Genomic DNA, 21,460 nt, shown 5'->3' on the forward strand with positions numbered 1-21,460 from the left:
GATGCCGCTCGTCGAAACGCTTCCGGTCGGCCCGGACACCGCGCAGTGGGAGGTCTGGGGAACCGTGGCCCGTCTGGTGGTGACCGATCCGGCCCGCCTCGGCCAGGCCTCGCACCTGCTTCAGGCGGAACTCTCCGCAGTGGACCGTGCGTGCAGCCGGTTCCGTCCCGACTCCGAGCTACGCGAGGTCTGCCGGGCCGGCGGACGGCCGGTACGCATCAGCTCCCTGCTCGCCGAACTGGTCGGCGCCGCGCTGGGCGCGGCCCGGGACACCGACGGCGCGGTCGACCCGACCGTGGGCGGCGCGCTCTGCGCTCTCGGCTACGACCGGGACTTCGCCCAGCTCGCGGGCCGGGTGGTCGGTCCCGGCGTCCGGGTCTTCCCGGCACCCGACTGGCGTGCCGTGCAGCTGCGCGGCCGGGAGCTGACCGTCCCGCACGGGGTGCAGCTCGACCTGGGCGCCACCGCGAAGGCGGTCGCCGCCGACCGGGCCGCGGCGCGGATCGCGGACCGTCTCGGCACCGGGGTGCTGGTCGCCCTCGGCGGGGACATCGCCACCGCCGGACCCGCACCGGAGAACGGCTGGCAGGTGCTGGTCCAGGACCGGCCCGGCGATCCGGCCTGCACGATCCGGCTGCCGGGCGGCGCGGCGCTGGCCACGTCGAGCACCGCGGGCCGCACCTGGGGACGCCCCGGTGAGCTGCTGCACCACATCGTCGACCCGGCGACCGGGAAGCCGGCCCCCACGGTCTGGCGGACGGTGTCGGTCGCGGCCTTCACCTGCCTGCGGGCGAACACGTTGAGCACCGCGGCGATCGTCCGCGGCCACGGCGCCCCCGCCCTGCTCGGCACCGTGCCGAGCCGCCTGGTGACACCGGGGATGCACGTCCTGCGGATGGGCGGGTGGCCACAATGAGCAGTGACGCGCTCTGGTACTTCGCGCGGGGCAGCGGGGTCGTCTCGCTGGTCCTGCTGACCGTGGTGGTCGCGCTCGGGATCGGGGCCCGGTCCGGGCAGACCGCGTTCGTGCTGCCCCGCTTCGCGGTCAACCTGATCCACCGGAACGCCGCCCTGCTCAGCGTGGCCTTCCTGGTCGGGCACGTGGTGGCGCTGCTCTTCGACACGTACGCGAACCTGCGGGTGGTCGATCTGGTGGTGCCGTTCATCGGCGACTACAGCCCGTTCTGGCAGGGGCTCGGAACGGTCGGCCTGGACCTGATCCTGGCGATCGTGGTGACCAGCCTACTGCGGCACCGGATCGGCGCGAAGGCCTGGCGGGCGGTGCACTGGTTCGCCTACCTGTGCTGGCCGATCGCGTTGGCACACGGACTCGGCGCCGGGAGCGACTCCGGCACCTGGTGGCTCTGGGCGATCTCGCTGAGCTGTGTCGCCGTGGTGGCGGGCGCGGTGGTCTGGCGTACGTCGGCCACCTTCGGCCGCTTCCCCGCCCGGATGGACCGCCGGGTCGCACCCCGGTTGCTCTCCAAGACCCCCTGAGACTGTGAAGGAGGAGTCATGACCAGCATGATGACCACTCCCGTCGCCCAGGTGGAGCAGCGGTTGCTCGCCGGCGACGGCCGGCACGAGCCGATGCCCGCCCTGAGCAGCGCCGACATCATCGCGATGGCCCGCGACGCCGGGATCACCGGCCGGGGCGGCGCCGGTTTCCCGGTGTGGCGCAAGCTGAGCGCGGTGGCCGGCGCAGGGCGCCCGGCCGTGGTGATCGCGAACGCCGCCGAGGGCGAGCCCGCCGCCGGCAAGGACAAGGCGCTGCTCGCCGCCGCCCCGAACCTGATCCTGGACGGCCTGCAGCTGGTGGCCCGGGCGACCGGAGCGAAGACCGCGCACTTCTACGCACCCACCGACGCGCTCGGCCGGATCCGCACGGTGCTGCGCGACCGGCGCGACGATCTGCCGGTCGGGCTGCACGCCGCCCCGGACGCGTTCGTCTCCGGCGAGGAGTCCGCTGTGGTCGGTGCGGTCACCGGTCACGGCGCGGTCCCGGCCGACAAGCGGATCCGGATCACCGAATCCGGCGTCGGCGGCGCGCCCACCCTGGTGCAGAACGTCGAGACGCTCGCCCATCTGGCCCTGATCGCCCGGTACGGCCCCGGCTGGTTCCGCGCCGCCGGCACCGTCGACGAGCCCGGCACCTTCCTCGCCACGATCAGCGGCGCGGTGCACCGTCCCGGGATCGTGGTCGAGGCCGGCTACGGCGTCGGGCTCGGCGAGCTGATCACCGCGGCCGGCGGGCCGACGTCGCGGGTGCAGGCCATGCTGATCGGCGGATACCACGGCGGCTGGGTGCCGGCCGACCCCGCGCTCCCGGTGAGCCGGGCCGCGCTCTCGCCGTACGGCGCCTCCCCCGGCGCCGGTGTGATCGTCGCACTGCCCGCCGGCTCGTGCGGACTGGTCGAGACCGCCCGGATCGCCAACTACCTGGCGAGTCAGGTCGCCGGACAGTGCGGCCCCTGCGTCAACGGCCTGCCCCGGATGGCCGAGACCCTCGCCGACCTGGCCCGCCGCCGATCCCGGCCCGGGCTGGCCGCCGAGGTCGAACGCCTGGCCCGGCTGGTCAGCGGCCGCGGCGCCTGCCGTCACCCGGACGGCACCGCCCGGCTGATCCTCAGCGCGATGCGCGCCTTCGAGGCCGACGTCACCGCGCACCTCTCGGGACACTGCCTGGCGACGGAGGTTTCGTGGTGACGACCCGCCTGCACATCGACTGGACCGCCTGCGACGGCCGCGGCCTCTGCGCCGAACTCCTGCCCGAGGTGCTGACCGAGGACGACTGGGGTTACCCGGTGCCGCGATCCGGCGCCGCCGAGCCCGACGTGCCCGCGGGCTTGGAGGGCGCGGCCCGCGAGGCGGTGAGCCGCTGCCCGGCCCTGGCCCTGCGCCTGCTGCAGCACACCTGAGCAGCGGAGGGCGTGGGATTCGAACCCATCAGCTCGGGATGATCCACTTCTGGTTGGCGCCTCCGGTGCAGGTCCAGATCTGCACCGATGTGTAGTTGTCCGAGGAATTGCCCGTCATGTCGAGACACTTGTTGGCCTTGGCATTCAGCAGGTCGTAACTGGAGTTGTAGACCCACTGCTGGGCGGCGGTGTTGTTGCAGGTACGGATCTGCACCGCGGCGCCGTCGGAGGTGCTGCCATTGGCGACTGCCATGCACATGCCGGAATTACGGATGGTGCCGTCCGTCGCGATGGTCCATTTCTGTGTGGAGCCGCTCACGCAGGAGTACACATCGACGGCGGTCCCGCTGGACACCTCGCCGTTTGCCAGGCCGATGCATTTATCGTCCTTACCGACGATCTGCCCGGTCGGTCCGGTGACGACATCGGTCGTCGCCTCGGCACTGGCCCCACTCGAGGCGGACGCCGTCGGCGACGTGGCAGCGGAGCCGCTCACGTCGGGGGTACCGGGAGTGGCGCCGCCCGGGGCCGGGTTGTTGGATCTGCCGCCGCCCGGGGCCGGGGTGCCGGATGTGGCGCCACCGGCCGGGGTGCCGGAACTGGTGCCGCCGGCCGGGGCACTGCCCCTTGCCGAAGGAGCATTCGACGGGGTCGTGACATGAACCGCTGCGGCGGCGTCGGCGGCGTTGTGCTGCTCGGACCGGATGGGGAGCACCGCGGCGACGATGGCCACCGCCGCCACCAGGGCGACCGTGCCTGCCGCCGGAACCAACCAACGAGCCCAGGACCTGCCCCGCTCTCGTGGCGACGGATCACTGGAGTCCATAGTGGAACGTCTGACGTGGTCGACGCCGGGAGCCGGGACCGAGACCGTCTCCGGTGTGGACATCAGGCCGAGAGTGCCGGTGTCGAACCGACCGTCTCGCTGGAGGGTCAGATTCCACCGGGCCCCCTCGTACCCGCCGAGCACCACCACCGCCCATCCCTCGTCCCGGGTGACCAGCGCCTGCAGCCTGCTCGCCTCCGGGCCGCCAGGAGGGGACCCGAGCACCAGCACCCCGGACGGCTCCGGGAAGCCGGTGAACCCGGAGACCGGTGATCGGTCAGCGGACGGCGTCACCGTGTCACCGCCGCGTTCCATCTCAGCGATGGCCTCGAGCACAGTAGATGTACAGGCGACAGCAGAGGAGACCGGACCGGCCACAGCCGGTGGTTCGAGCCCGACCAAGAGAACCCTGGCCGCCCCCGCCGGTTGCTGGCCGACCAGGGCGGTGGTCCAGTCCGACACCAGCCGGCGCAGCGGCTCCGGCTCACCGGAGAGCCCGATCAGGCCGTCGGCCTGCCCCAGGTCCAGAAACACCGCGGCGTCACCGTCCACGCCCAGCGTGACCAGCCGTCGCGGGGTCACCGCGATGGCCTCGTCGATCGCCGCGGACTCCAGCCGGTGCAGGGGAGCGCTCCAGCTCAGACCGCCGTCCTCGACCTGCCACGGCTCGGGCGGATCATCATCCACAGCAGCCAGACGCAGCTGGATCCGTTCGGGTTCCAGCAGGATGGCATAGACCGGAGGGCATGAGCGAGACGCCCGGGCGGCGCCGGTCGCCAGGACACGCAGCGCATGGTGGACGGTGCCGACCGCGGCGGCGTCGAAGGACGTGACCGGTCCGGTGACGTCCTGGCGTGCGCCCTTACCGCGCAGTCGGGTCAAAAGGCCGGGACGGTCTGGGCTGGTCGTAGCTGGACCACGAAGGCGATACAACGATTCCCCTCAGGGAGATTTCAATTCCGTTGACAGACATGATCTAGCATATCGATTTGGGTAATGGTGGCGTCGTGTCCCCCATAGCCACCCGGCGATGAACCACAATTCCACAGCTACGGAGACATGCGTGCGCGCGTTTCTTACCCTGGTCGATTCCCTGTCCGGCGACCACGCCGACGTCGCACTCGACGCCGACGACCGGTGCGGGGTGTCGGATGTCGGACACGCGGCGCGGAGGCTGTTCCGCGATGTGGGCGACCGTTCGGGGGTTCGGGTCGCCGCGGAGACCATCTACGTCGACGACCGGCCGGTCGATCCGGCGGCTACCATCGCCGACTCCCCGATCCGCGACGGTTCGGTGATCAGCTTTGGCCGACCCACCGGGCTCGTCCCGGTCGAGACCCCCGGCCTGCTGGAGATCCGGGTGGTGGCGGGTGCCGCAGCCGGGACGGTGCACCGGGTCGGGATCGGCAGCGGCGAGCTTGGCAGCCAGCCGGGCAGCTGGGTGGCGGTCGACGATTCCGGCCTGCCCGCGATCGCGGCGGCTCTGGACGTGAACGCCAGTGCGCGCTGTTGGCTGCGCCCCCTGGTGCCCGCCACGGTGGATGGATCGCCGATCGACTCCCGCACCGAATGGCACCCGGGTCAGCAGGTCACCATTGGTGACTGCGTGCTGGAGCTGGCCCCGTACCGGCGCCCTGACGCGGCGCTGCAGCCCTCCTCGGACGGCTCCGGGCTGGATTACAACCGGCCGCCCCGGATCCAGGAACCGATCCGGGAGAACCGGTTCGCGTTCCCGGCGCGGCCGGGCGAGCCCCGCCGCTCCCCCCTGCCGTGGTTGGCGGCACTCATACCGGTAGTCGGTTCGGTCGCCCTGATGCTGGTGACCGGGTCGCGGGCGATGCTGCTGTTCGCCCTGCTCAGCCCGGTGACGGTAATCGCCAACCATCTGGTCCAGCGCCGGAACGGCCGGCGCTCGTACGCCGCTGAGCTTCGGGAGTACGAGCAGCACAAGGCCTCCATCGAGGCCGAGGTGACCGCGGCGATGGAACGGGAGACCATGGCCAGGCGGGCGGCCTGCCCCGATCCGGCTGCGCTGTACGTGATCGCGACAGGCCCCCGGTCTCGCCTGTGGGAGCGTCGCAAGTACGACCCGGACTGGCTCCACCTGCGGGTGGGAACGGCCGATCTGCCCTCCGCGATCGTCGTCGACGAACCCACCCGGGACCCGTCCGGGCGGCCGGAGGCCCCGCGCACCCTGTCGAACGTGCCGGTGACCCTGCCGCTGGCCGAGTGCGGGGTGATCGGATTCGCCGGCCCGGAGGGCACCGCACAGGCACTGGGACGGTGGGCCGTGGCACAGATCGCGACGTTGCACAGCCCGCTCGACATCCAGATCGTCGTGCTCGCCGGCCCGGCCGGTCAGGAGAGCTGGAACTGGGTACGGTGGCTGCCGCACTGCCGGGCCGGAGCGGCTCAGGGGCTGGCGGTACTGGTCGGGGTGGACGCCGAGTCGGTGGGCAGGCGGGTGGCGGCGCTGCTGGACATGGTCGACCACCGCGCGGCCATCCGCCGGGACACCGGGTCAGCCGGCTTCCGTGAACCCGACGTGGTGGTGGTGCTCGACGGTTCACGGCGGCTGCGCTCCCTGCCCGGTGTTGCCCGGCTGCTGCGGGACGGCCCGGCCGTCGGGGTGTACGCGCTGTGCCTGGACGCCAGCGAACGACTGCTCCCGGGCGAGTGCCGGGCCGTGACCGTGCTCGACAGCAGCGGCCTCCGGGTGGCCCAAGCCGGGGCCGCCGAGATCGTCGGGGTGCGGGGCGACTTCCCCCAGCCGGCCGGGTGCGAGCGCCTCGCCCGGGCGATGGCTCCGATCCGGGATGTCAGCATCGACGAGGACGACGCGGCACTGCCCGGCTCGAGCCGGCTGCTGGAGGTACTCGACCTCGACCCGCCTTCACCGCAGGCGATCGTCGCCCGCTGGGGGATCGAGGGACGGACCACGGCGGCGGTCATCGGCGAGTCGTTCGATGGGCCGTTCGCCATCGACCTGCGCCGGGACGGTCCCCATGGCCTCATCGCCGGCACCACCGGCGCCGGCAAATCCGAGCTGCTGCAGACCATCGTGGCGGCGCTCGCCGTGGCCAACCGCCCGGACGCGATGACCTTCGTCCTCGTCGACTACAAGGGCGGCAGCGCCTTCGGCTCGTGTGTGGACCTGCCGCACACCGTCGGCATGGTCACCGACCTGGACGAACACCTGGTCCGCCGGGCCCTCGAATCGCTCTCGGCGGAGCTGCGCCGGCGCGAGCACCTGCTCGCCGCGGCGGGGGCCAAGGACATCGAGGACTACACCAGGGGCGCGGCCACCGCACCCGGCCGGGCGCCCCTCCCCCGGCTCCTGATCGTCATCGACGAGTTCGCCTCCATGGCACGGGACCTGCCCGACTTCGTCACCGGCGTGGTGAACATCGCGCAGCGCGGCCGGTCGCTCGGCATTCACCTGATCCTGGCGACGCAGCGCCCCGGCGGGGTGGTCTCACCGGAGATCCGGGCGAACACCAACCTGCGGATCGCGCTGCGGGTGACCGATGTCGCGGAGAGCCAGGATGTGATCAACGCCCCGGACTCGGCGAGAATCTCCAAGAGCACGCCGGGGCGGGCCTTCGCCCGGCTGGGCCATGCCTCGCTGGTGCCGTTCCAGACCAGCAGGGTGGGCGGTCGCCGGATCGGCGCGGGCCAGGCCGAGCTGCCCCCGCCCAGGATCCAGGAGGTGGGCTGGGCCGAGCTGGCCCAGCCACTGGAGGCGGCCCCGACGACCCGCCGGGTCGAGCCCGAGCAGAGCACCGACCTGCAGATCCTGGTGGCTGCCCTGCAACAGGCGGCGATCCTTGCCGGCGTGCCGCAGCAGCACAGTCCATGGCTGCCCTCGCTGCCGGATTCGCTGAGCCTCGCCGATCTGGCATCGCCGCCCTGGGACGGGCAGGATCTGCGACCCGCACCGTACGGCCTGGACGACCTGCCGGCGTTGCAGACCCGCCGGACCGCGGCGCTGGACCTGGCCAGCTTCGGACACCTGCTGGTGGCGGGTGCCCCCCGCTCCGGTCGTTCCCAGCTGCTGCGGACCATCGCCGGCTCGCTGGCCACCCACCACTCCAGTGCCGACGTCCACCTCTACGGGCTGGACTGCGGCAACGGCGCGCTGCTCCCGCTGGCACGGCTGCCGCACTGCGGTGCGGTGGTCCAGCGGACCGAGGTGGAACGGGCGGTGCGGCTGATCCGAACCCTCGGGGAGGAGGTCCGCCGGCGCCAGCAGGTGCTGGCGGCCGGCCGCTGGGCCGACGTCACCGAACAGCGTGCCTCGGCCCCGCCCGAGCAGCGGCTGTCGCACATCCTGTTGCTGCTGGACCGGTGGGAGGGCTTCACCACGTCGCTGGGCGAGCTGGACGCCGGGACCCTCACCGACGAGATCTTCACCCTGATGCGCGAGGGTGCCAGCGTCGGCGTCCACCTGGTGATCACGGGTGACCGGTCGCTGCTGATGGGGCGGATCTCGACCCTCTCCGAGGAGAAGATCGCCCTGCGGCTGGCTGATCGCGCCGACGCGTCGCTGATCGGGCTGCGCCCGCGCGACCTGCCGGAACAGGTCCCCAACGGTCGCGGTTTCCGGTCCGAGACCGGTATCGAGGTCCAGGTCGCGCTGCTCGACCCGGACCCGGCCGGCCCGGCCCAGGCCGCGGTCCTGGTTGAGATCGCTGAGCGCGCCCGGGTACGGGACGCCGACGTCCCGGCCTCGCAGCGGCCGTTCCGGCTGGGGGAACTGCCCACGCAGGTGTCGTTCGCGGACGCCTGGGCGCTGCGGGATCCGCACGCCGGCCCCGGCTGGGTACTGGTGGGGGTCGGCGGGGACGAGCTGTCGGCCGTCGGCGTGGATCTCGCGGCCGGCGTCCCGGCGTTCGCCATCGGGGGCCCCGGGAAGTCCGGTCGGAGTACCCTGCTCGCCGCGATGGCCCGCTCGGCCCTCGAGTCCGGTCGCGAGGTGCTTGTCCTCGCCCCGCTGGCGTCCCCGCTGCGGGCACTGGCCGGTACGCCCGGCGTGCTGGAGGTGTTCACCGGCGTCGACGTCACCGCGGAGGCGTTCACGGCGGCGCTCGGCCGGGCCCGGGGCAGGGTCCTCATCGTCATCGACGATGCGGCGAACCTGCGGGACACCGCCGCCAGTGGCGAGCTGCGGGCGGTGCTGCGGGGCGGCGACTCCGGCCAGGCCGCGATCGCGCTCGCCGGCGATCCCGAGGACCTGACCGTCGGTTTCAGTGGCTGGCTGGTGGATGCGCGCAAGGCCCGCCGGGGAGCGCTGCTGTCGCCGCAGAACCGTACCGACGGGGATCTCATCGGGTTGCGCCTGGAGCGGACCGCCGTGGGCCAACCGGTCATGCCCGGCCGGGCCCTGGTGAATCTGGGGGACGGCAGTGAGCCCCGGGTGGTGCAGGTGCCGCTGTGAACCGGGCGGCACCGGGACAGTGACGGGTGTCGGCCAGAGCCTGCGACGGCTCTGGCCGACACCGCGCGGGTCATCCCCTCGTCACGGCCGCGGGCTCACCCTTGGCGCAGCGCGTTCGCCAGCTCGTGGTCTGCCTGCTGGAAGGTGTCGGCAGCGGCGGTGAGGTACTTGCCCATCCCTTCGAGCCCCTCGGCCATCTTCTGCGCCCCGGTGTTGAACTCCTGGTAGGACTGCTCGAACTGCTTGCTCGAGGCGTCGGTCACGTAACCGCCGTTGACCAGTCCGTTGACCATGGTCTGGAGCTGGTGGAGCTGCGAAAGGATTTCCTCCTTGCCGTGGGTGAGCTTGTGCGCCGCGTCGCGCATCTCCTGGAAGGTGACATTCACGTTGGGCATGGTGATGCCTTTCTAGAGGGCGGAGAAGGCCGTATCGAACCGGGTCACCCGGCGGCCCGCTCAGCTGGTGGTGTGAAAGCGAAACGTCGAAGTGATCGCGTCGAAGAGGTCGTGCAGCTCGGCCTCGAGTTGCACGATCGGTGAGTTTCCGGTGATCAGGGCGACCCGATCCGACATCGGGCCGGGGAACGGCACGAAGGTCTGCATCAACACGGAACGGATCCAGCCGGCGCCGTCGGGTGCCACCACGTCTTCCAGTCCCCGGGTGCGGGCCACCGGTCCGACCTGTGGCAGATCGGCCTGTTCCACCTGCCGCCATGGGGTGCCGTCGCCGCGGTTGGGGATGGCTTTCAGGTAGCGCATGACCGCCGGTGCTCCGGTCTCACCGTTCGGCGCGTCCACGATGGAGACGGTGATGCCGGCGGTGAGCACGGCGCCGCCGAATCCTTCGACCATGACGCCGCAGTAGGCCGCGCCGCTGGCGTGGGCGGACCGTGCGGCCCGGCGCAGGGCGCGGACCATGGCGGTGCGGTGCTCCCACAGTTCGGGCATACCCGCGATCCGCTCTGTCACCAGGGTGTTGATGGCGCCGTTGCGGGTGTCGGGGTGAACGTCTATCTCGAACCAGTTGTCGGGCACCGTGATGGAGAACCCGGTGGCAGCCTGGGCCATGTCGTCTCAGCCGTCCTTCTCACGCAGTTGCTTGGCCAGCTCTTCGTCGGTCTTGCGGAGGTTGTCCACCGCCTGCCGGGTCAGCTTGACCAGGCGTTCGCAGTTCTTGTCCACCTGCGATCTGCCGTCGCTCCAGTGCGACTCGAACTTGTCGATCGCCCCGGCGACGTCGTTTCCACCGAGATCGTCGTCGGACTCCCGCATCCAGTGGTGGGCGTCGCTCATCGTGGTGCGAATGCCGTCCAGCTGATTCGCGAACTCCTCCAGACCGTCGAGATCGACGGTCAGCCGGTCATCCATCGTTGTGCCGCTCCATACACTTACCCCTCGTTCGTCTGGCGCCCTGCACCCCAACGGCGCGACGTGGCCGGCGACCGAGGTGATCCGGGGTTCGCCACCAAACCGCAACCGGCCTCGCAACTGATCGCGTACGCCCGCGACGGGCGGTACGGGCGCCATCCGCGCGGATGACTGCGATCAGGCTGTTCCGCCCATCCGGATGCCGCCCGGATCGCGCGTGTTCACTTACTCTGGATCAGGTTCACCTCGTGCACGGCGGCGCACCGCCTCGTTGTGCTCCGCTTCCTCCCTGGTCAGAGGGGGCTGCAAGTTCCCATCCGCGTCAAGGCCGAGTGGCTCGTTGAAACGACGCCGGTCGCGTGCCGGGGGCTTCGGCCGCGTGCTGGCCTCGCGGAGCTGCTCGAGCGTATGTTGACGGACCCGTTCCGCCTCACGGCGTTCCTCGTCAGTGAGTGGTTCCCACTGCGGGTTCCCGTCCACCTCATACCTCCTGCATCGTGATAAGCCATCGCTGGCTCTCCTCATCGAAGACCTTATCGATAACCTTGAACTGTGTTCCCTTGTCGTAGAGGACTTCCGATTCGTGCGCGAAATCGGAGAACCCGCTGATTTCCTTGCCGTTGCGACCCGTGATCGTTATGAGCGTATTACCACTGAAGTTGTCGGCAACGAGAATATCAGCCGAAGTGCTGGTGAATGCCCTTTCGGTAACGATCTGCCCCACGTTGTAATTCGCGAGTAATTCGTCACTATACGTGGCCCCCCGGTATGTGACCCCGGGTGTCGACGGCAGCTTCGCCAGGGCGGTGGAGATCTCGTCGGCCCTCTGCGGGAGGCGAAGCGACTCGGCGAAACTACCTGATAATTCGGGGTTTCCTCTTAGATAACCATTGATCCAACTACACCCGAGGTTGGTAGTGTAGTTTCGCAGCGCCTGCCGATCGATGTCGTCCAGCACCGAGGTGGTGTCGCCCAGCCAGTCGGCACTTCCCACCGAGTCGAGGTCGTCCATCACGGCCACCGAGTCGAGGTCGTCCATTGCGGCCACCGATTCGATGTCGTCCAGTGCCCCGGTCGCGGTCCTGCCTCCCCGCAACCCGAGCGCCTTGGCGGCGTCGACGACCATATTCCTCAGGCCGTTCAAGGCCGCTCTGCCGATTTCGGCCAGGCCGCCTTTCTGGTACAGCTCGGACAACTTGGCCAGGGAGGTCAGCCCCTTGATCGCGGGAATGACCCCGAGGATAGCGAAGACCAGTTCGAGGAGATTGAATTCCCCCTGAGCAATATCGATGAACACATCGACCAGGAGAACGACTCCGGCACCGAAAGCGACCCAGGCCAGTGGCCCACCGATGATGAGTGCGATGACGCCGGCGACGAGCGCGACCCATTTGGCGATTTCGCAGATCCCATCCCACACGGTGGAGAAGAAATCGCCGAGTTTCTCCCAGAAGGAGCGGGGTTTGATGCCGGCATCGGAGGCTTCATGGATCTTCTTGACGCACTCGTCCGCTGCCGTGTCGCGCAACTGCCGGGCCTGATCGGCGAGGCTTTTGGCGGTGTCGAGCGCCTGCTGGGCGGTGTTGACCTGCCCCTGGAGTGCGGTCAGGTGGTCTTGGGCGGTCGTGGCGTCCCGGAGGGCCTGGCGTACCTGCTCGGGGTCGGGGGCGGACGCCCCCGACTGGGAGCGCTGAACCTGGTCGGCGCGCTGGGAACTGGTAACCGATTCCGAGGTGGCCGTATCGACCTGGGGGGCGAGGCTGGTGAGCAGGTCCCGGGCGGTACGCCCGTCAGCCAGTGCCCGATCGGCCTGCGCCTGGGCCGTGGACAACTTGGGAGCGTAGGCGACCAGGGCGTCACCGGCCATCTGATGCGAGTCGTAGAGCTTCTGAAGCTGGCCGGGAAAGTCGCCGAACTCCTCACGGAAGGCATCCCCGGACGTTCCGACCCACGACAGCACGCCGTCGTCGCTCTGCAGCGAGGCCACCGAGCGTCGGGCCTGGTCGGCCACGTCGGCGAAGTCGAGGAATCGTTTGCTCAACGAGAGTATCCGGCCGGTATCGCCGGGCGTCGGATCGTCGTCGAGATCCAGCACCCACCAGTCACCAGGCCGGGACATGCATAGCCTCCGCAGGACGAACAGTGCCGCCACGAAACTCGCAGCAGGAGCGCCATGATGCGCGGCGACAAATTAGCATCCGCGAATAGGACGGAGACGGGGGAGACTGTCCACTGTTTGTCCAGATAGGACCACGCATGAACCCCCTGATCAACGGCGGCATCGCCGAATCAACCGTTTGTCATGATCATGACAATGAGGTTGCTCGAGCAAGGAGATGACCACTGAAGGTCACGTGGTTCGGTCGTGCTCGATGTGGCGGATGGCCATCGCGGCGGCGATGATCTTCCCGATCCGCCACGGGTCGAGGCTGACGTTACGCAAGGCTCTGGATGTCGACCCACGAACGCCGTGCGTGTCGCTGCAACTCAACGCCGGCGCGCCCGCGACTGAGGTCACGGAGCGGGCCGGACATAGCGTGCACATGCTTCTGAGGGGGTCCATCGAGGGGCAGGACGAGGCGGCCCGCCACCGCATCGAAGCGGCACTGAGCAGGCAGTACCCGTCAGCAGCATGACGCACGGCCGGTCGGTCTCGTGGTCGCACTATGGTCGCGACGACTGAGATCGTGCGGTCCCCGGTGAGATCGAGTGAGACTGTCCGATGATCTACGATGACCGCCGCTGACCCGGGTTATCCCTGGTCAGCGGCGGTTTTTGCTGCTCATTGGAGCGGAGGGCGTGGGATTCGAACCCACGATGAGTTTCCCCATACCGGTTTTCAAGACCGGCGCCATCGGCCACTAGGCGAGCCCTCCAGTGCCGTCCAGTCTGCCAGACGCCACCCGGAACCGGACGCGTCGGATCGGTGCGGCAGAGTCGATCGTATGTACGCGATCACGATCGAGAGCAATGAGCTGGTCTGGGCCGAGGTGCCGGACCCGGAGCCGGCCGCCGGCGAGGTCGTCGTGGAGGTGACCGCCGCGGCGGTGAACCGGGCCGACGTGCTGCAGCGGCAGGGGCACTACCCGCCGCCACCGGGCGCGCCGGCCTATCCGGGGCTGGAGTGCTCCGGGGTGATCAGCGCGCTGGGCGAGGGCGTCACCGGGCACCACGTCGGCGAGCGGGTCTGTGCGCTGCTGGCCGGCGGCGGGTACGCCGAGAAGGTCGCGGTGCCCGCCGGTCAGCTGCTGCCGGTGCCGGCCGGGCTCTCGCTGGTCGAGGCGGCGAGCCTGCCCGAGGTGGCCTGCACGGTCTGGTCCAACGTGGTGGACCACGACCGGCTGCGGCCCGGTGAGACGTTCCTGGTGCACGGCGGCGGGAGCGGGATCGGCACGTTCGCCATCCAGCTGGGCGCGGCCCTGGGCGCGACGGTGCTGGTCACGGCCCGTACGGACAAGCATGAGCGGCTGCGGGCGCTGGGTGCCGCGCTGACCGTGGACTACCGGTCGCAGGACTTCGTGGCCGAGGTGAAGTCCTTCACCGAGGGCCGGGGCGCCGACGTGGTGCTCGACATCATCGGGGCGAAGTACCTGGCCCGGAACCTGGACGCGCTCGCGGTGAACGGCCGGATCAGCGTCATCGGCTTCCAGGGCGGCGCGAACGCCGAGCTGAACCTGGGCGCGCTGATGGCCAAGCGCGGCACGATCTCCTCCACCTCGCTGCGGGCGCGGCCGCTCGCCGACAAGGCGCGGATCGTCGCGGGCGTCCGCGAGCAGGTCTGGCCACTGGTCGCGGCGGGACTGGTGAAGCCGATCATCCACACCACGTTCCCGCTGCCGGAGGCGGCCGCGGCGCAGCGGCTGATGGAGTCGAGCGATCATCTCGGCAAGATCCTGCTGCAGGCATAGTCACCCGATCGGGTGAATCTTACGTGCGTCTTATGACCGATAAAGTCGCTTTTGCGGCGAGTCGCGCTCGGGTGTGGGCGCGACGAACCCAGCATGGACGAACAGCGCGGCCGGGCCCCGGTCGCGCTGCGCATCCGACGGCTGGGGGACACCGTGACGTACACACCGCACCGGGCCGCGCACGCTCGGCACGAGGATCCGTACGACGAGGACTGGACCCTGGCGTCGCGTACCCGGATCTGGATCTGCGGTGGCATCCTGGCCGCCCTCGTGCTCGTCATCTTCGGCATCTGGGCGGTCGTCACCGCGGACCGCGCCTACTCGCCGACCACGGTCGTCCGGGGCCTCCCCGAGGACCCGCCGCTCGGCCCTGCCGCAGGGAAGTTCGCATTCACCGTGACCGGATTGCGGTGCGGCGTACGCTCGATCGGCCCGGACGGCGTTCAGGAGCGCGCCGTCGGTCAGTTCTGTCTGCTCGGCGTACGGGTGACCAACACCGGCATCGAACCGGAACTGTTCGACAGTGCCGCACAGCGCGTCTACGACACCGACGGCGTAGCCTACGCCGTCGCCGAACAGGCCGCGGTTTTTCTCAACGATCGGGGCACCAGCCTGCTCGACGAGATCGATCCGGGCGCTTCCGTCGCGGGCGTCCTGCCGTTCGACGTGCCGAGGAAGGCCCAGCTCACCGAGGTCTCGATGCGCGACGGATCGTCGGGTTCGACCGTACGGATGCCGTTGCCGGAGGCGCACTGAAATTTCGCGTTTATCGGATCGAGATCGGGAGCCCAATTATTCGAATCTGACCACAAAGCAATTCCAGGTGTGCTGGCATGGTCCACGGAATAAGAACAGTCGTCCGGGTTCCCATTGCCAGTCCTCAACGGCGGCAATAGCGCGGCATCGCACCATCGCCGCGCTGAGGATGGGATTCGCGTGAGTGCCCCGGGCCTATTTCGGAGGCAACACTGCACCGTCCGTCCACCCGCCGGGTGCTCACCGCGGGCGCCATCGCGCTGGCCGTCATCGCACCGGCCCTAGACCCCGCCGAGCAGTCCGCGGAGGCCGTCACCAGCACTGAGCCGGCTCCGGACCGGCCCGCCGGCCTTCTCCAGCCCGGCCCCCATCCCGAGGCCGGCCTCCATCCCGGGTTCAGCCTCCATCCCGGGCTCAGCGAGACCGGCGCGAGGGGGAGCGGCGCGCGGGAGAGCGCGCCGGAGAGCATCTTCCAGGAGCGACAGGCGACCGCCCAGCGGGCCAATCGTTCGATGCAGCGGCGAGCCGCCGGCCAGCGCCCGGCGACGACCCGGCCGGTGGCCGCGCCGATCGCGTCCCGTCCGGTCGCCGTCCGGTTCCGGGTCCGTCCCGCAGCGACCGGCCCCGAGACCGCCCGCGCGACCGAAACCGATCGCGTGGCCGAGACCGCCCGCGCGGCTGAGACCGATCGCGTGGCCGAGACCGAACGTTCGATCGGCCGGGTGGTTCGGTCCGCCGACCGTCGAGTGGCCCGTGACCTGCGCGACATCCGTACCTGGCGGCGCGCGGAGGAACGCTCCGAGGGCCGCGGCTCGCCGGAGAGCGACGCTCGGCAACCGGAGAGGCAACTGGAGAGGCAGCCGGTGAGGCAGCCGCGCCGGGTTCAGGTCGCCCAGCGGCGGGTCTCGGCGGCGGGCCGGAGCGACCGGCGCACCACGGTGCGGCCGCTGAGCAGCCAGCGCGGGCGGAACATGGGCGCGGTCATCGAGTACGCCCGGTCCCAGCTCGGCAGGCGGTACGTCAACGGCGGCGAGGGCCTCGACGGGTTCGACTGCTCGGGGCTGACCAAGCGGGCGTACGCGCAGGCCGGGATGAGTCTGCCGCACTCGTCCGGCGCCCAGGCCGCGAAGACCCGGTCCATCCCGCGCTCCCAGGCGGAGCCCGGCGACCTGGTGGTCGGCAGCGGGCACGTCGGCATCTACATGGGCAAGGGGATGATGATCGACGCGGGTAACCATCGCACCGGCGTCGTCTACCGCAAGATCTACCGGGGTCTGCGGGTCGCCCGCATCCAGGAGTGAGCCGTCCGAATGATCCGGATACGCAGCAGCCGGCACCCACACGGAGGGATGCCGGCTCGCTACGCCGATCGCGACCAGGCACGGGGATCTCTGCCGCGCGCACCCGGTCGGATGTCTGACAGAACTATGCCCCGGGAGCGCTCGGACGATGCGCACCACCTGTGCGTTTACTCGTTCGGGTGACGGCGTGGCGCAATCGCCGCGAAAGTTGCAGGACATGTCTTCCGGTTAGTGTCTGGTCATCGTGGGCAACGAGGCCGAATCGCCAGCACGCCGCCGGAGGAATCCCATGAGCCTTGACCGAGCCGCGGCCCCCGATCCGTACGATCTGCTGCCGCAGGTCCCGTCCTTCACGGTGACCAGCGCGGACGTGACGGACGGGCAGCCGATCGACGAGCTTTTCGCGCACCCCAGCGCCGGCGGGAAGAACCTCTCGCCGCAGCTCTCCTGGTCGGGCTTCCCCGACGACACCCGCGGCTTCGTGGTGACCTGCTTCGACCCGGACGCGCCGACCGGCAGCGGGTTCTGGCACTGGGTGCTGGTCAACCTGCCGGTCACGGTGACCGAGCTCGGCCGCGGCGTCGACCCGGTGCCCGAGGGCGGATTCTGCGTCCGCAACGACTACGGCGAGCAGGCATACGGTGGCGCCGCGCCGCCGCCCGGCGATCGACCGCATCGCTACGTCTTCGCGGTGCACGCGATCGACGTCGACCGGCTCGAGGTGACGCCGGACGCCACCCCGGCCTACGTCGGCTTCAACCTGGCCTTCCACACCCTGGCACGGGCCACGATCCGGCCCACCTTCCAGGTACGGGGCTGAGCTCCAGCCGCCGGTCCGGGACCCTGCCCCGACGGCGGTCCGGCCCGGGATCCGCCCGCCCCCGACGGCGGTCCGGCTCGGGCGCCGGCCCGAGGCTGCGTACGGGAAAACAGGAAAAGGCCGCCGGCAAGTGCCGGCGGCCTTCGTCAAAGCTGTCTGCGGTCGCGCTTCCCGCTGTGGTCACGCTTCCTTTTTGTGTACGCCTACAGCCCCCCGTACCCGGCTTGCGGGTTAGGCCGGCACCCGGCCGACGCAGAAGACCGACTGGCCGAACGGCGGCTTCACCACGCTCTCGGCGGCCTTGGTGATCGGCAGCACGACCGAGTCGTACACCTTCACCATCGGGCCCTCCTTGGGCGCGAGCTTGAAGATGCTGGTCGCGCCGTAGTAGCCGATCAGACCCAGCGCGTTCGCGTAGTGGATCTTCTCGATCTCGAGGCCGGCCTCGGTGAACGCACCGCCCAGCGTCTTCTTCGTGTAGCGGCGGATGTGCCCGGTGGCGATGTCCACCTGGCTCATCGCGAACATGAAGGCCGGAACGATGATGATCACGCGGCCACCCGGGCGGACCAGGTCCTTCATGCTCCGCAGCGCGCCCACGTGGTCCTCGATGTGCTCGAGCACGTTGTAGGAGACGGCCGCACTGAACTCGCCGGCGGCGTCCTGCGCGGGCAGGAGCATCTGCCGCACGTCGATGTTCGGGTGCTCCGCCATCCGCTCCTTGAGCTGAACGAGACGGTCGGGGTCTGCCTCGGTCGCGGTGAACCGCGGGAGGTGCTCGGCCCACTCGATCGCGTAGTCACCGAGGCCGCTGCCGATCTCGATGGGGTTTTCCCCGAGGTATGGGAGAGCGAGCTCGACGAACCACCGACGGTGGTTCACGGCCGTGGCCAGGCCCTCGAGCACTTCGGACTGGATCCGCTGGTCTCCAGTGATGTCTGCCATAGGTGAGGTTCCCTCATCTTGCCGATCTGCGCTGACAGCGGGACCGGTGAAGTTAACCATCTGAAGCCGCTATCCGAAAGTTGAGAGCCGGGTCCCGCCGATTTTTTGGCCTGATTGAGACATACGCGCTTCGGGTAGTCGGATGGGTTCGGTCACACCGGTCCAACCTGTGGACAGCCTTGGTGGGACACGATGAAAACACGCGTACATATCGGCTCTATCACGCATCGGGCGCTCACTACGGAACTCTTCCCCACCTCGGTTAGGCTCGCCGATGCTATGACGATTACCGGTTTTGACTCGACAGGCCAGTCGGCCGGCGAGAACGTTCTGCCGTCCCGTCAACTGACGTCCCCCGAGGACCTGGACGCGGAACTTCGCGCCCTCCGCGAAGGCGTCACGACGGACGCGCCGACCTCTCCCGCGCCCGCCGAGGAAAACACCGATGAGCAGGCCGTGCAGCCTGCCGGGCGCCGTCCTCTGTGGCGCGTGCTGGTCTGGCGGGACGTGCTGGCAATAGCAAGTTTCCTAGCTGTTGCGCTCTTCGTCACGGCGCCCTTGTGGCTCAATCTTGATCATGAGTTGCGGGACGATCCGCAGGATCAGGCTTTCTTCGAGTGGATGCTGGCGCACGGTGCGCGCGTGCTCACAGATGGCGTCTATCCGTTCTTCTCGGATCGCATGAATTACCCCGATGGGGTGAACATGATGGCCAACACCTCGGTGCTGGCCGTTTCCCTGCCACTGACGCCGATCACTCTTCTGTTCGGCCCTCATGTGGCGTTCAACGTATTTCTCACCGGCGCATTGGCATTAACCGGTTGCTCGTGGTATTTGGTGCTCTCGCGCCGCTTCGTGCGCTCCCGGCTGGCCGCCTGGGTGGGAGCGCTCTTCGCCACCTTCGCGCCGAGCATGGTCTCGCACGCTGGCGGGCACCCCAACATCGTCTCGCAGTTCCTGGTCCCGCTGATCATCTGGCGCACCCTGGAGCTCCGCGTCCCCGGTAAGGCGATCCGCAACGGCCTGATGCTCGCCGGCCTGCTCGTCTGGCAGGCGTTCATCAACCTCGAGATCCTCTTCATGACCGCGGTCGGCCTCGGCGTCTTCTGCGTCGTGATGGCCGTGGTCCGGCGCAAGCAGCACCGCGGCGAATCCCTGGCCTTCCTGCGCGGTCTCGCCGTCGCCGGTGTGGTCGCGCTGGGCGTCCTGGCGTACCCGCTGAGCGTGCAGTTCTTCGGACCGCAGAGTTACCAGGGCCTCACCCTGTACGTCCGGAACTTCGGTTCCGACCTCGGCGCCTTCGTCGCCTACTCCAGCCGGTCCGCGGCCGGAAACGCCGACGTGGCGGCCCGGCTCGCACAGAACCCGGCCGAACAGAACTCCTTCTTCGGCTGGGGCCTCGTCATCCTCTTCCTCGGCCTGATCATCTGGATGCGGCGGACCGCGGTCGTGGTCACGCTCGGCGCGGTCGCGATCCTCTTCGCCGCGATGTCGCTCGGCCCGAAGATCACGCTGAACGGCGTCAACACCGGCGTGTCCGGCCTCTGGTCGATCCTGCACCACCTGCCGATCCTCGACTCCGCGGTGCCGACCCGCTGGGCGCTCGCGATCGCACCGGTGATCGCCATCGTGCTCGCCCTCGGCTGCCAGCGGGCCGCCGACCTGATCAAGGCCCAGCCGCAGTCCCGCGGGCCGGTCCGGGTCGCGATGATCACCGCGGTGGCGATGGCGCTGGTACCGCTCGCGCCCACCCCGCTCGAGACGGTGAAGATGGACGCGGTTCCCGAGTTCGTCACCGCCGGCACCTGGAAGCAGTACGTGGACGACGACCACACCGTGGTCACCCTGCCGCTGCCGGACTCCAGTTACTCGGACCCGCTGCGGTGGAGCGCGTACACCGGGCAGGACATGCGGATCGCCGGCGCGTACGCCCTGCTGCCGAACGAGGACCCGCAGAACCCGCAGGACCGTACCGCGACCTTCGCACCGCCGTGGCGCCCCACCAGCGGCCTGATCACCTCGATCAAGCAGGGCAACCCGACGCCGACGATCAACGACACTCGGCGCGAGATGACCCTGGCCGACCTGCGCTTCTGGAAGGCCGGCGTGGTGGTGCTCACCCCGCAGACGCACGACATCGAAATCCTGCGCACCTTCTCCGACCTGGTCGGCTTCCGCCCGACCTGGACCGGCGGCGTCTGGATGTGGGACGTCCGCAACCTGGTCGACGACCCGGACGCCGAGGTCACCGCGGACTCGGCCGGCTGAGTCCGGTCCGCTTCCTCGCCGTCGGGGGTGTCATCGCGCAGCGGTGGCACCCCCGATCGCCGTCCGAGGGCCGCGACCGATCGCGGCGCCCGGCGGGCGCCGGGTAGGCGGTAGGGCGTACCGGACGAGGGTCAGCGTTTGATGCAGCAGCCGGGGCACAGCTTGGGGGCCGGCATGGTGAAGGCCAGGCAGCACGTCTTCCGGCGGACCTCGAGCTTGCCCTGCGCATCCGGGGCCAGATCGATCAGATCGCGGATCTCCAGGGCCCCGAGCAAGCGGTCGATCGACTCCGCGGAGGAGCCGGGCAGGTGATCGGCCGAGCGCAGCACCCCGAGAGCGATCCCCGACGCCAGCGAGCCCAGCAACGGCCGCCGGCCCAGCCGGACCCGGGAGTGGATCGCCTCCAGCAGCGGTGAGAGGTGCTCGTCGAAGAGGGTGCGGCGGAACTCGGCCAGCAGCGCCTCCTCGTCGGGGACCACCCGCACCGCCGGATGGCCGCTGAGCGCGATCGGGTCGGACGGGAGGACCGCGACCGGGGCGTCCCGGCGGATACCGAGGGTGATCAACGCGTCGGGGGCGTCGAAGTTCATCACTGAGTTACCGCCCGTGAGCAACGGGACCCGGCGGGCGGAGGCCCAGCCGAGCACCGCGGGGAGGGCGGACCAGTAGGTGTAGGCCTTCCACGCGAGCGCGGCGGAGGCGTGTGGTGGCGCCTTGAACCGGCGGCTCGCGGACTGCAGGAGCGCGTCCGGACCATCGCCCGCGGGGGCCCATCCGGCCAGGTCGGAGACGATCAAGCCGGGGTGCAGGGCGGGCGGCTGCGCGGCGCCGAACATCGCCGCCAGGGTGGCGGTGACGGGGGCCAGCGGCTCGTCGGATCGACGGGAGCCGGCGAGTTCCAGGGTGATGGTCAC

At 70.0% G+C, this 21,460-nt stretch carries 18 protein-coding genes, 1 tRNA gene and 1 pseudogene; 10 read left to right on the plus strand and 10 right to left on the minus strand.

Annotated elements, in window-relative coordinates; translation table 11 throughout:
- The first annotated feature begins 1 nt into the window (after position 1).
- Genes AB0M08_RS00860 through AB0M08_RS00875 form a run of 4 tightly spaced genes read left to right on the plus strand, consistent with a single transcriptional unit; the run spans position 2 to position 2,918 of the window.
- The gene (locus AB0M08_RS00860; protein ID WP_364486246.1) at positions 2-916 is read left to right on the plus strand and encodes an FAD:protein FMN transferase; all 915 of its coding nucleotides are present in this window, start codon (positions 2-4) and stop codon (positions 914-916) included.
- On the plus strand, positions 913-1,497 hold the full coding sequence (locus AB0M08_RS00865) for a ferric reductase-like transmembrane domain-containing protein (protein ID WP_364486249.1): 585 nt from the start codon (positions 913-915) through the stop codon (positions 1,495-1,497). The genes AB0M08_RS00860 and AB0M08_RS00865 overlap by 4 nt, the downstream gene beginning before the upstream one ends.
- Positions 1,498-1,515: 18 nt before the next feature.
- The gene (locus tag AB0M08_RS00870) at positions 1,516-2,706 is read left to right on the plus strand and encodes an NADH-ubiquinone oxidoreductase-F iron-sulfur binding region domain-containing protein (RefSeq protein ID WP_364486252.1); all 1,191 of its coding nucleotides are present in this window, start codon (positions 1,516-1,518) and stop codon (positions 2,704-2,706) included.
- Positions 2,700-2,918, plus strand: a complete 219-nt coding sequence (locus AB0M08_RS00875) for a ferredoxin (RefSeq protein ID WP_364486255.1) — start codon at positions 2,700-2,702, stop codon at positions 2,916-2,918. The genes AB0M08_RS00870 and AB0M08_RS00875 overlap by 7 nt, the downstream gene beginning before the upstream one ends.
- 28 nt (positions 2,919-2,946) lie before the next feature.
- Here AB0M08_RS00875 and AB0M08_RS00880 read toward each other — a convergent pair whose 3' ends face one another.
- On the minus strand, positions 2,947-4,626 hold the full coding sequence (locus AB0M08_RS00880) for an RICIN domain-containing protein (protein WP_364486258.1): 1,680 nt from the start codon (positions 4,624-4,626) through the stop codon (positions 2,947-2,949).
- A 181-nt stretch (positions 4,627-4,807) separates the two neighbouring features.
- Here AB0M08_RS00880 and AB0M08_RS00885 point away from each other — a divergent pair, with 181 nt between their 5' ends.
- Positions 4,808-9,181, plus strand: a complete 4,374-nt coding sequence (locus AB0M08_RS00885; protein ID WP_364486261.1) for an FtsK/SpoIIIE domain-containing protein — start codon at positions 4,808-4,810, stop codon at positions 9,179-9,181.
- Between the two features lie 95 nt (positions 9,182-9,276).
- On the opposite strand, the gene AB0M08_RS00890 is transcribed toward AB0M08_RS00885, so the two are convergent.
- The 6 genes and pseudogenes from AB0M08_RS00890 to AB0M08_RS00915 all read right to left on the minus strand — a co-directional run bounded on the left by AB0M08_RS00890 (position 9,277) and on the right by AB0M08_RS00915 (position 13,424).
- Entirely contained in the window at positions 9,277-9,576 is a 300-nt protein-coding gene (locus AB0M08_RS00890; RefSeq protein WP_364486264.1) for a WXG100 family type VII secretion target, read from the minus strand.
- Between the two features lie 60 nt (positions 9,577-9,636).
- Entirely contained in the window at positions 9,637-10,248 is a 612-nt protein-coding gene (locus tag AB0M08_RS00895) for a hypothetical protein (RefSeq protein WP_364486267.1), read from the minus strand.
- Positions 10,249-10,254: 6 nt separating this feature from the next.
- Positions 10,255-10,548 carry a hypothetical protein gene (locus tag AB0M08_RS00900; protein ID WP_364486270.1) on the minus strand — a complete coding sequence of 98 codons (294 nt, stop codon included), beginning with the start codon at positions 10,546-10,548 and terminating at the stop codon, positions 10,255-10,257.
- Between the two features lie 481 nt (positions 10,549-11,029).
- A complete protein-coding gene (locus tag AB0M08_RS00905) occupies positions 11,030-12,643 on the minus strand; it encodes an ADP-ribosyltransferase (protein WP_364486273.1) in 1,614 nt (537 codons plus the stop codon).
- A gap of 255 nt (positions 12,644-12,898) precedes the next feature.
- Positions 12,899-13,006, minus strand: a pseudogene (locus tag AB0M08_RS00910) (IS5/IS1182 family transposase); the annotation flags it as partial.
- A gap of 333 nt (positions 13,007-13,339) precedes the next feature.
- A tRNA-Ser gene (locus AB0M08_RS00915) sits at positions 13,340-13,424 on the minus strand.
- Positions 13,425-13,493: 69 nt separating this feature from the next.
- Between AB0M08_RS00915 and AB0M08_RS00920 the strand changes: the two genes are divergently transcribed.
- From AB0M08_RS00920 to AB0M08_RS00935, 4 genes are all read left to right on the plus strand, one after another.
- The gene (locus AB0M08_RS00920) at positions 13,494-14,456 is read left to right on the plus strand and encodes an NAD(P)H-quinone oxidoreductase (protein WP_364486276.1); all 963 of its coding nucleotides are present in this window, start codon (positions 13,494-13,496) and stop codon (positions 14,454-14,456) included.
- A gap of 93 nt (positions 14,457-14,549) precedes the next feature.
- Positions 14,550-15,212 (plus strand): DUF4352 domain-containing protein, encoded by a 663-nt coding sequence (locus AB0M08_RS00925; protein ID WP_364486279.1) that lies wholly within the window; start codon positions 14,550-14,552, stop codon positions 15,210-15,212.
- A 236-nt stretch (positions 15,213-15,448) separates the two neighbouring features.
- The gene (locus tag AB0M08_RS00930; protein WP_364486282.1) at positions 15,449-16,513 is read left to right on the plus strand and encodes an NlpC/P60 family protein; all 1,065 of its coding nucleotides are present in this window, start codon (positions 15,449-15,451) and stop codon (positions 16,511-16,513) included.
- A 289-nt stretch (positions 16,514-16,802) separates the two neighbouring features.
- Complete coding sequence (locus tag AB0M08_RS00935) at positions 16,803-17,333, plus strand: YbhB/YbcL family Raf kinase inhibitor-like protein (RefSeq protein WP_364486285.1); 531 nt, start codon at positions 16,803-16,805, stop codon at positions 17,331-17,333.
- Positions 17,334-17,564: 231 nt separating this feature from the next.
- Here the strand turns inward: AB0M08_RS00935 and AB0M08_RS00940 are convergent, their stop codons facing one another.
- Both AB0M08_RS00940 and AB0M08_RS00945 read right to left on the minus strand, forming a co-directional pair.
- The gene (locus AB0M08_RS00940; RefSeq protein WP_364486288.1) at positions 17,565-18,278 is read right to left on the minus strand and encodes a methyltransferase domain-containing protein; all 714 of its coding nucleotides are present in this window, start codon (positions 18,276-18,278) and stop codon (positions 17,565-17,567) included.
- A gap of 528 nt (positions 18,279-18,806) precedes the next feature.
- Positions 18,807-19,055: a hypothetical protein gene (locus tag AB0M08_RS00945; protein WP_364486291.1), complete on the minus strand. Its 249-nt coding sequence runs from the start codon at positions 19,053-19,055 to the stop codon at positions 18,807-18,809.
- Positions 19,056-19,115: 60 nt separating this feature from the next.
- Here AB0M08_RS00945 and AB0M08_RS00950 point away from each other — a divergent pair, with 60 nt between their 5' ends.
- Complete coding sequence (locus tag AB0M08_RS00950; RefSeq protein WP_364486294.1) at positions 19,116-20,546, plus strand: hypothetical protein; 1,431 nt, start codon at positions 19,116-19,118, stop codon at positions 20,544-20,546.
- A gap of 131 nt (positions 20,547-20,677) precedes the next feature.
- Here AB0M08_RS00950 and AB0M08_RS00955 read toward each other — a convergent pair whose 3' ends face one another.
- Positions 20,678-21,382, minus strand: a complete 705-nt coding sequence (locus AB0M08_RS00955) for a hypothetical protein (RefSeq protein WP_364487092.1) — start codon at positions 21,380-21,382, stop codon at positions 20,678-20,680.
- Positions 21,383-21,460 lie beyond the last annotated feature (78 nt).

Origin of the sequence: Actinoplanes sp. NPDC051851, assembly GCF_040681165.1 — a bacterium.
Classification (GTDB): domain Bacteria; phylum Actinomycetota; class Actinomycetes; order Mycobacteriales; family Micromonosporaceae; genus Actinoplanes.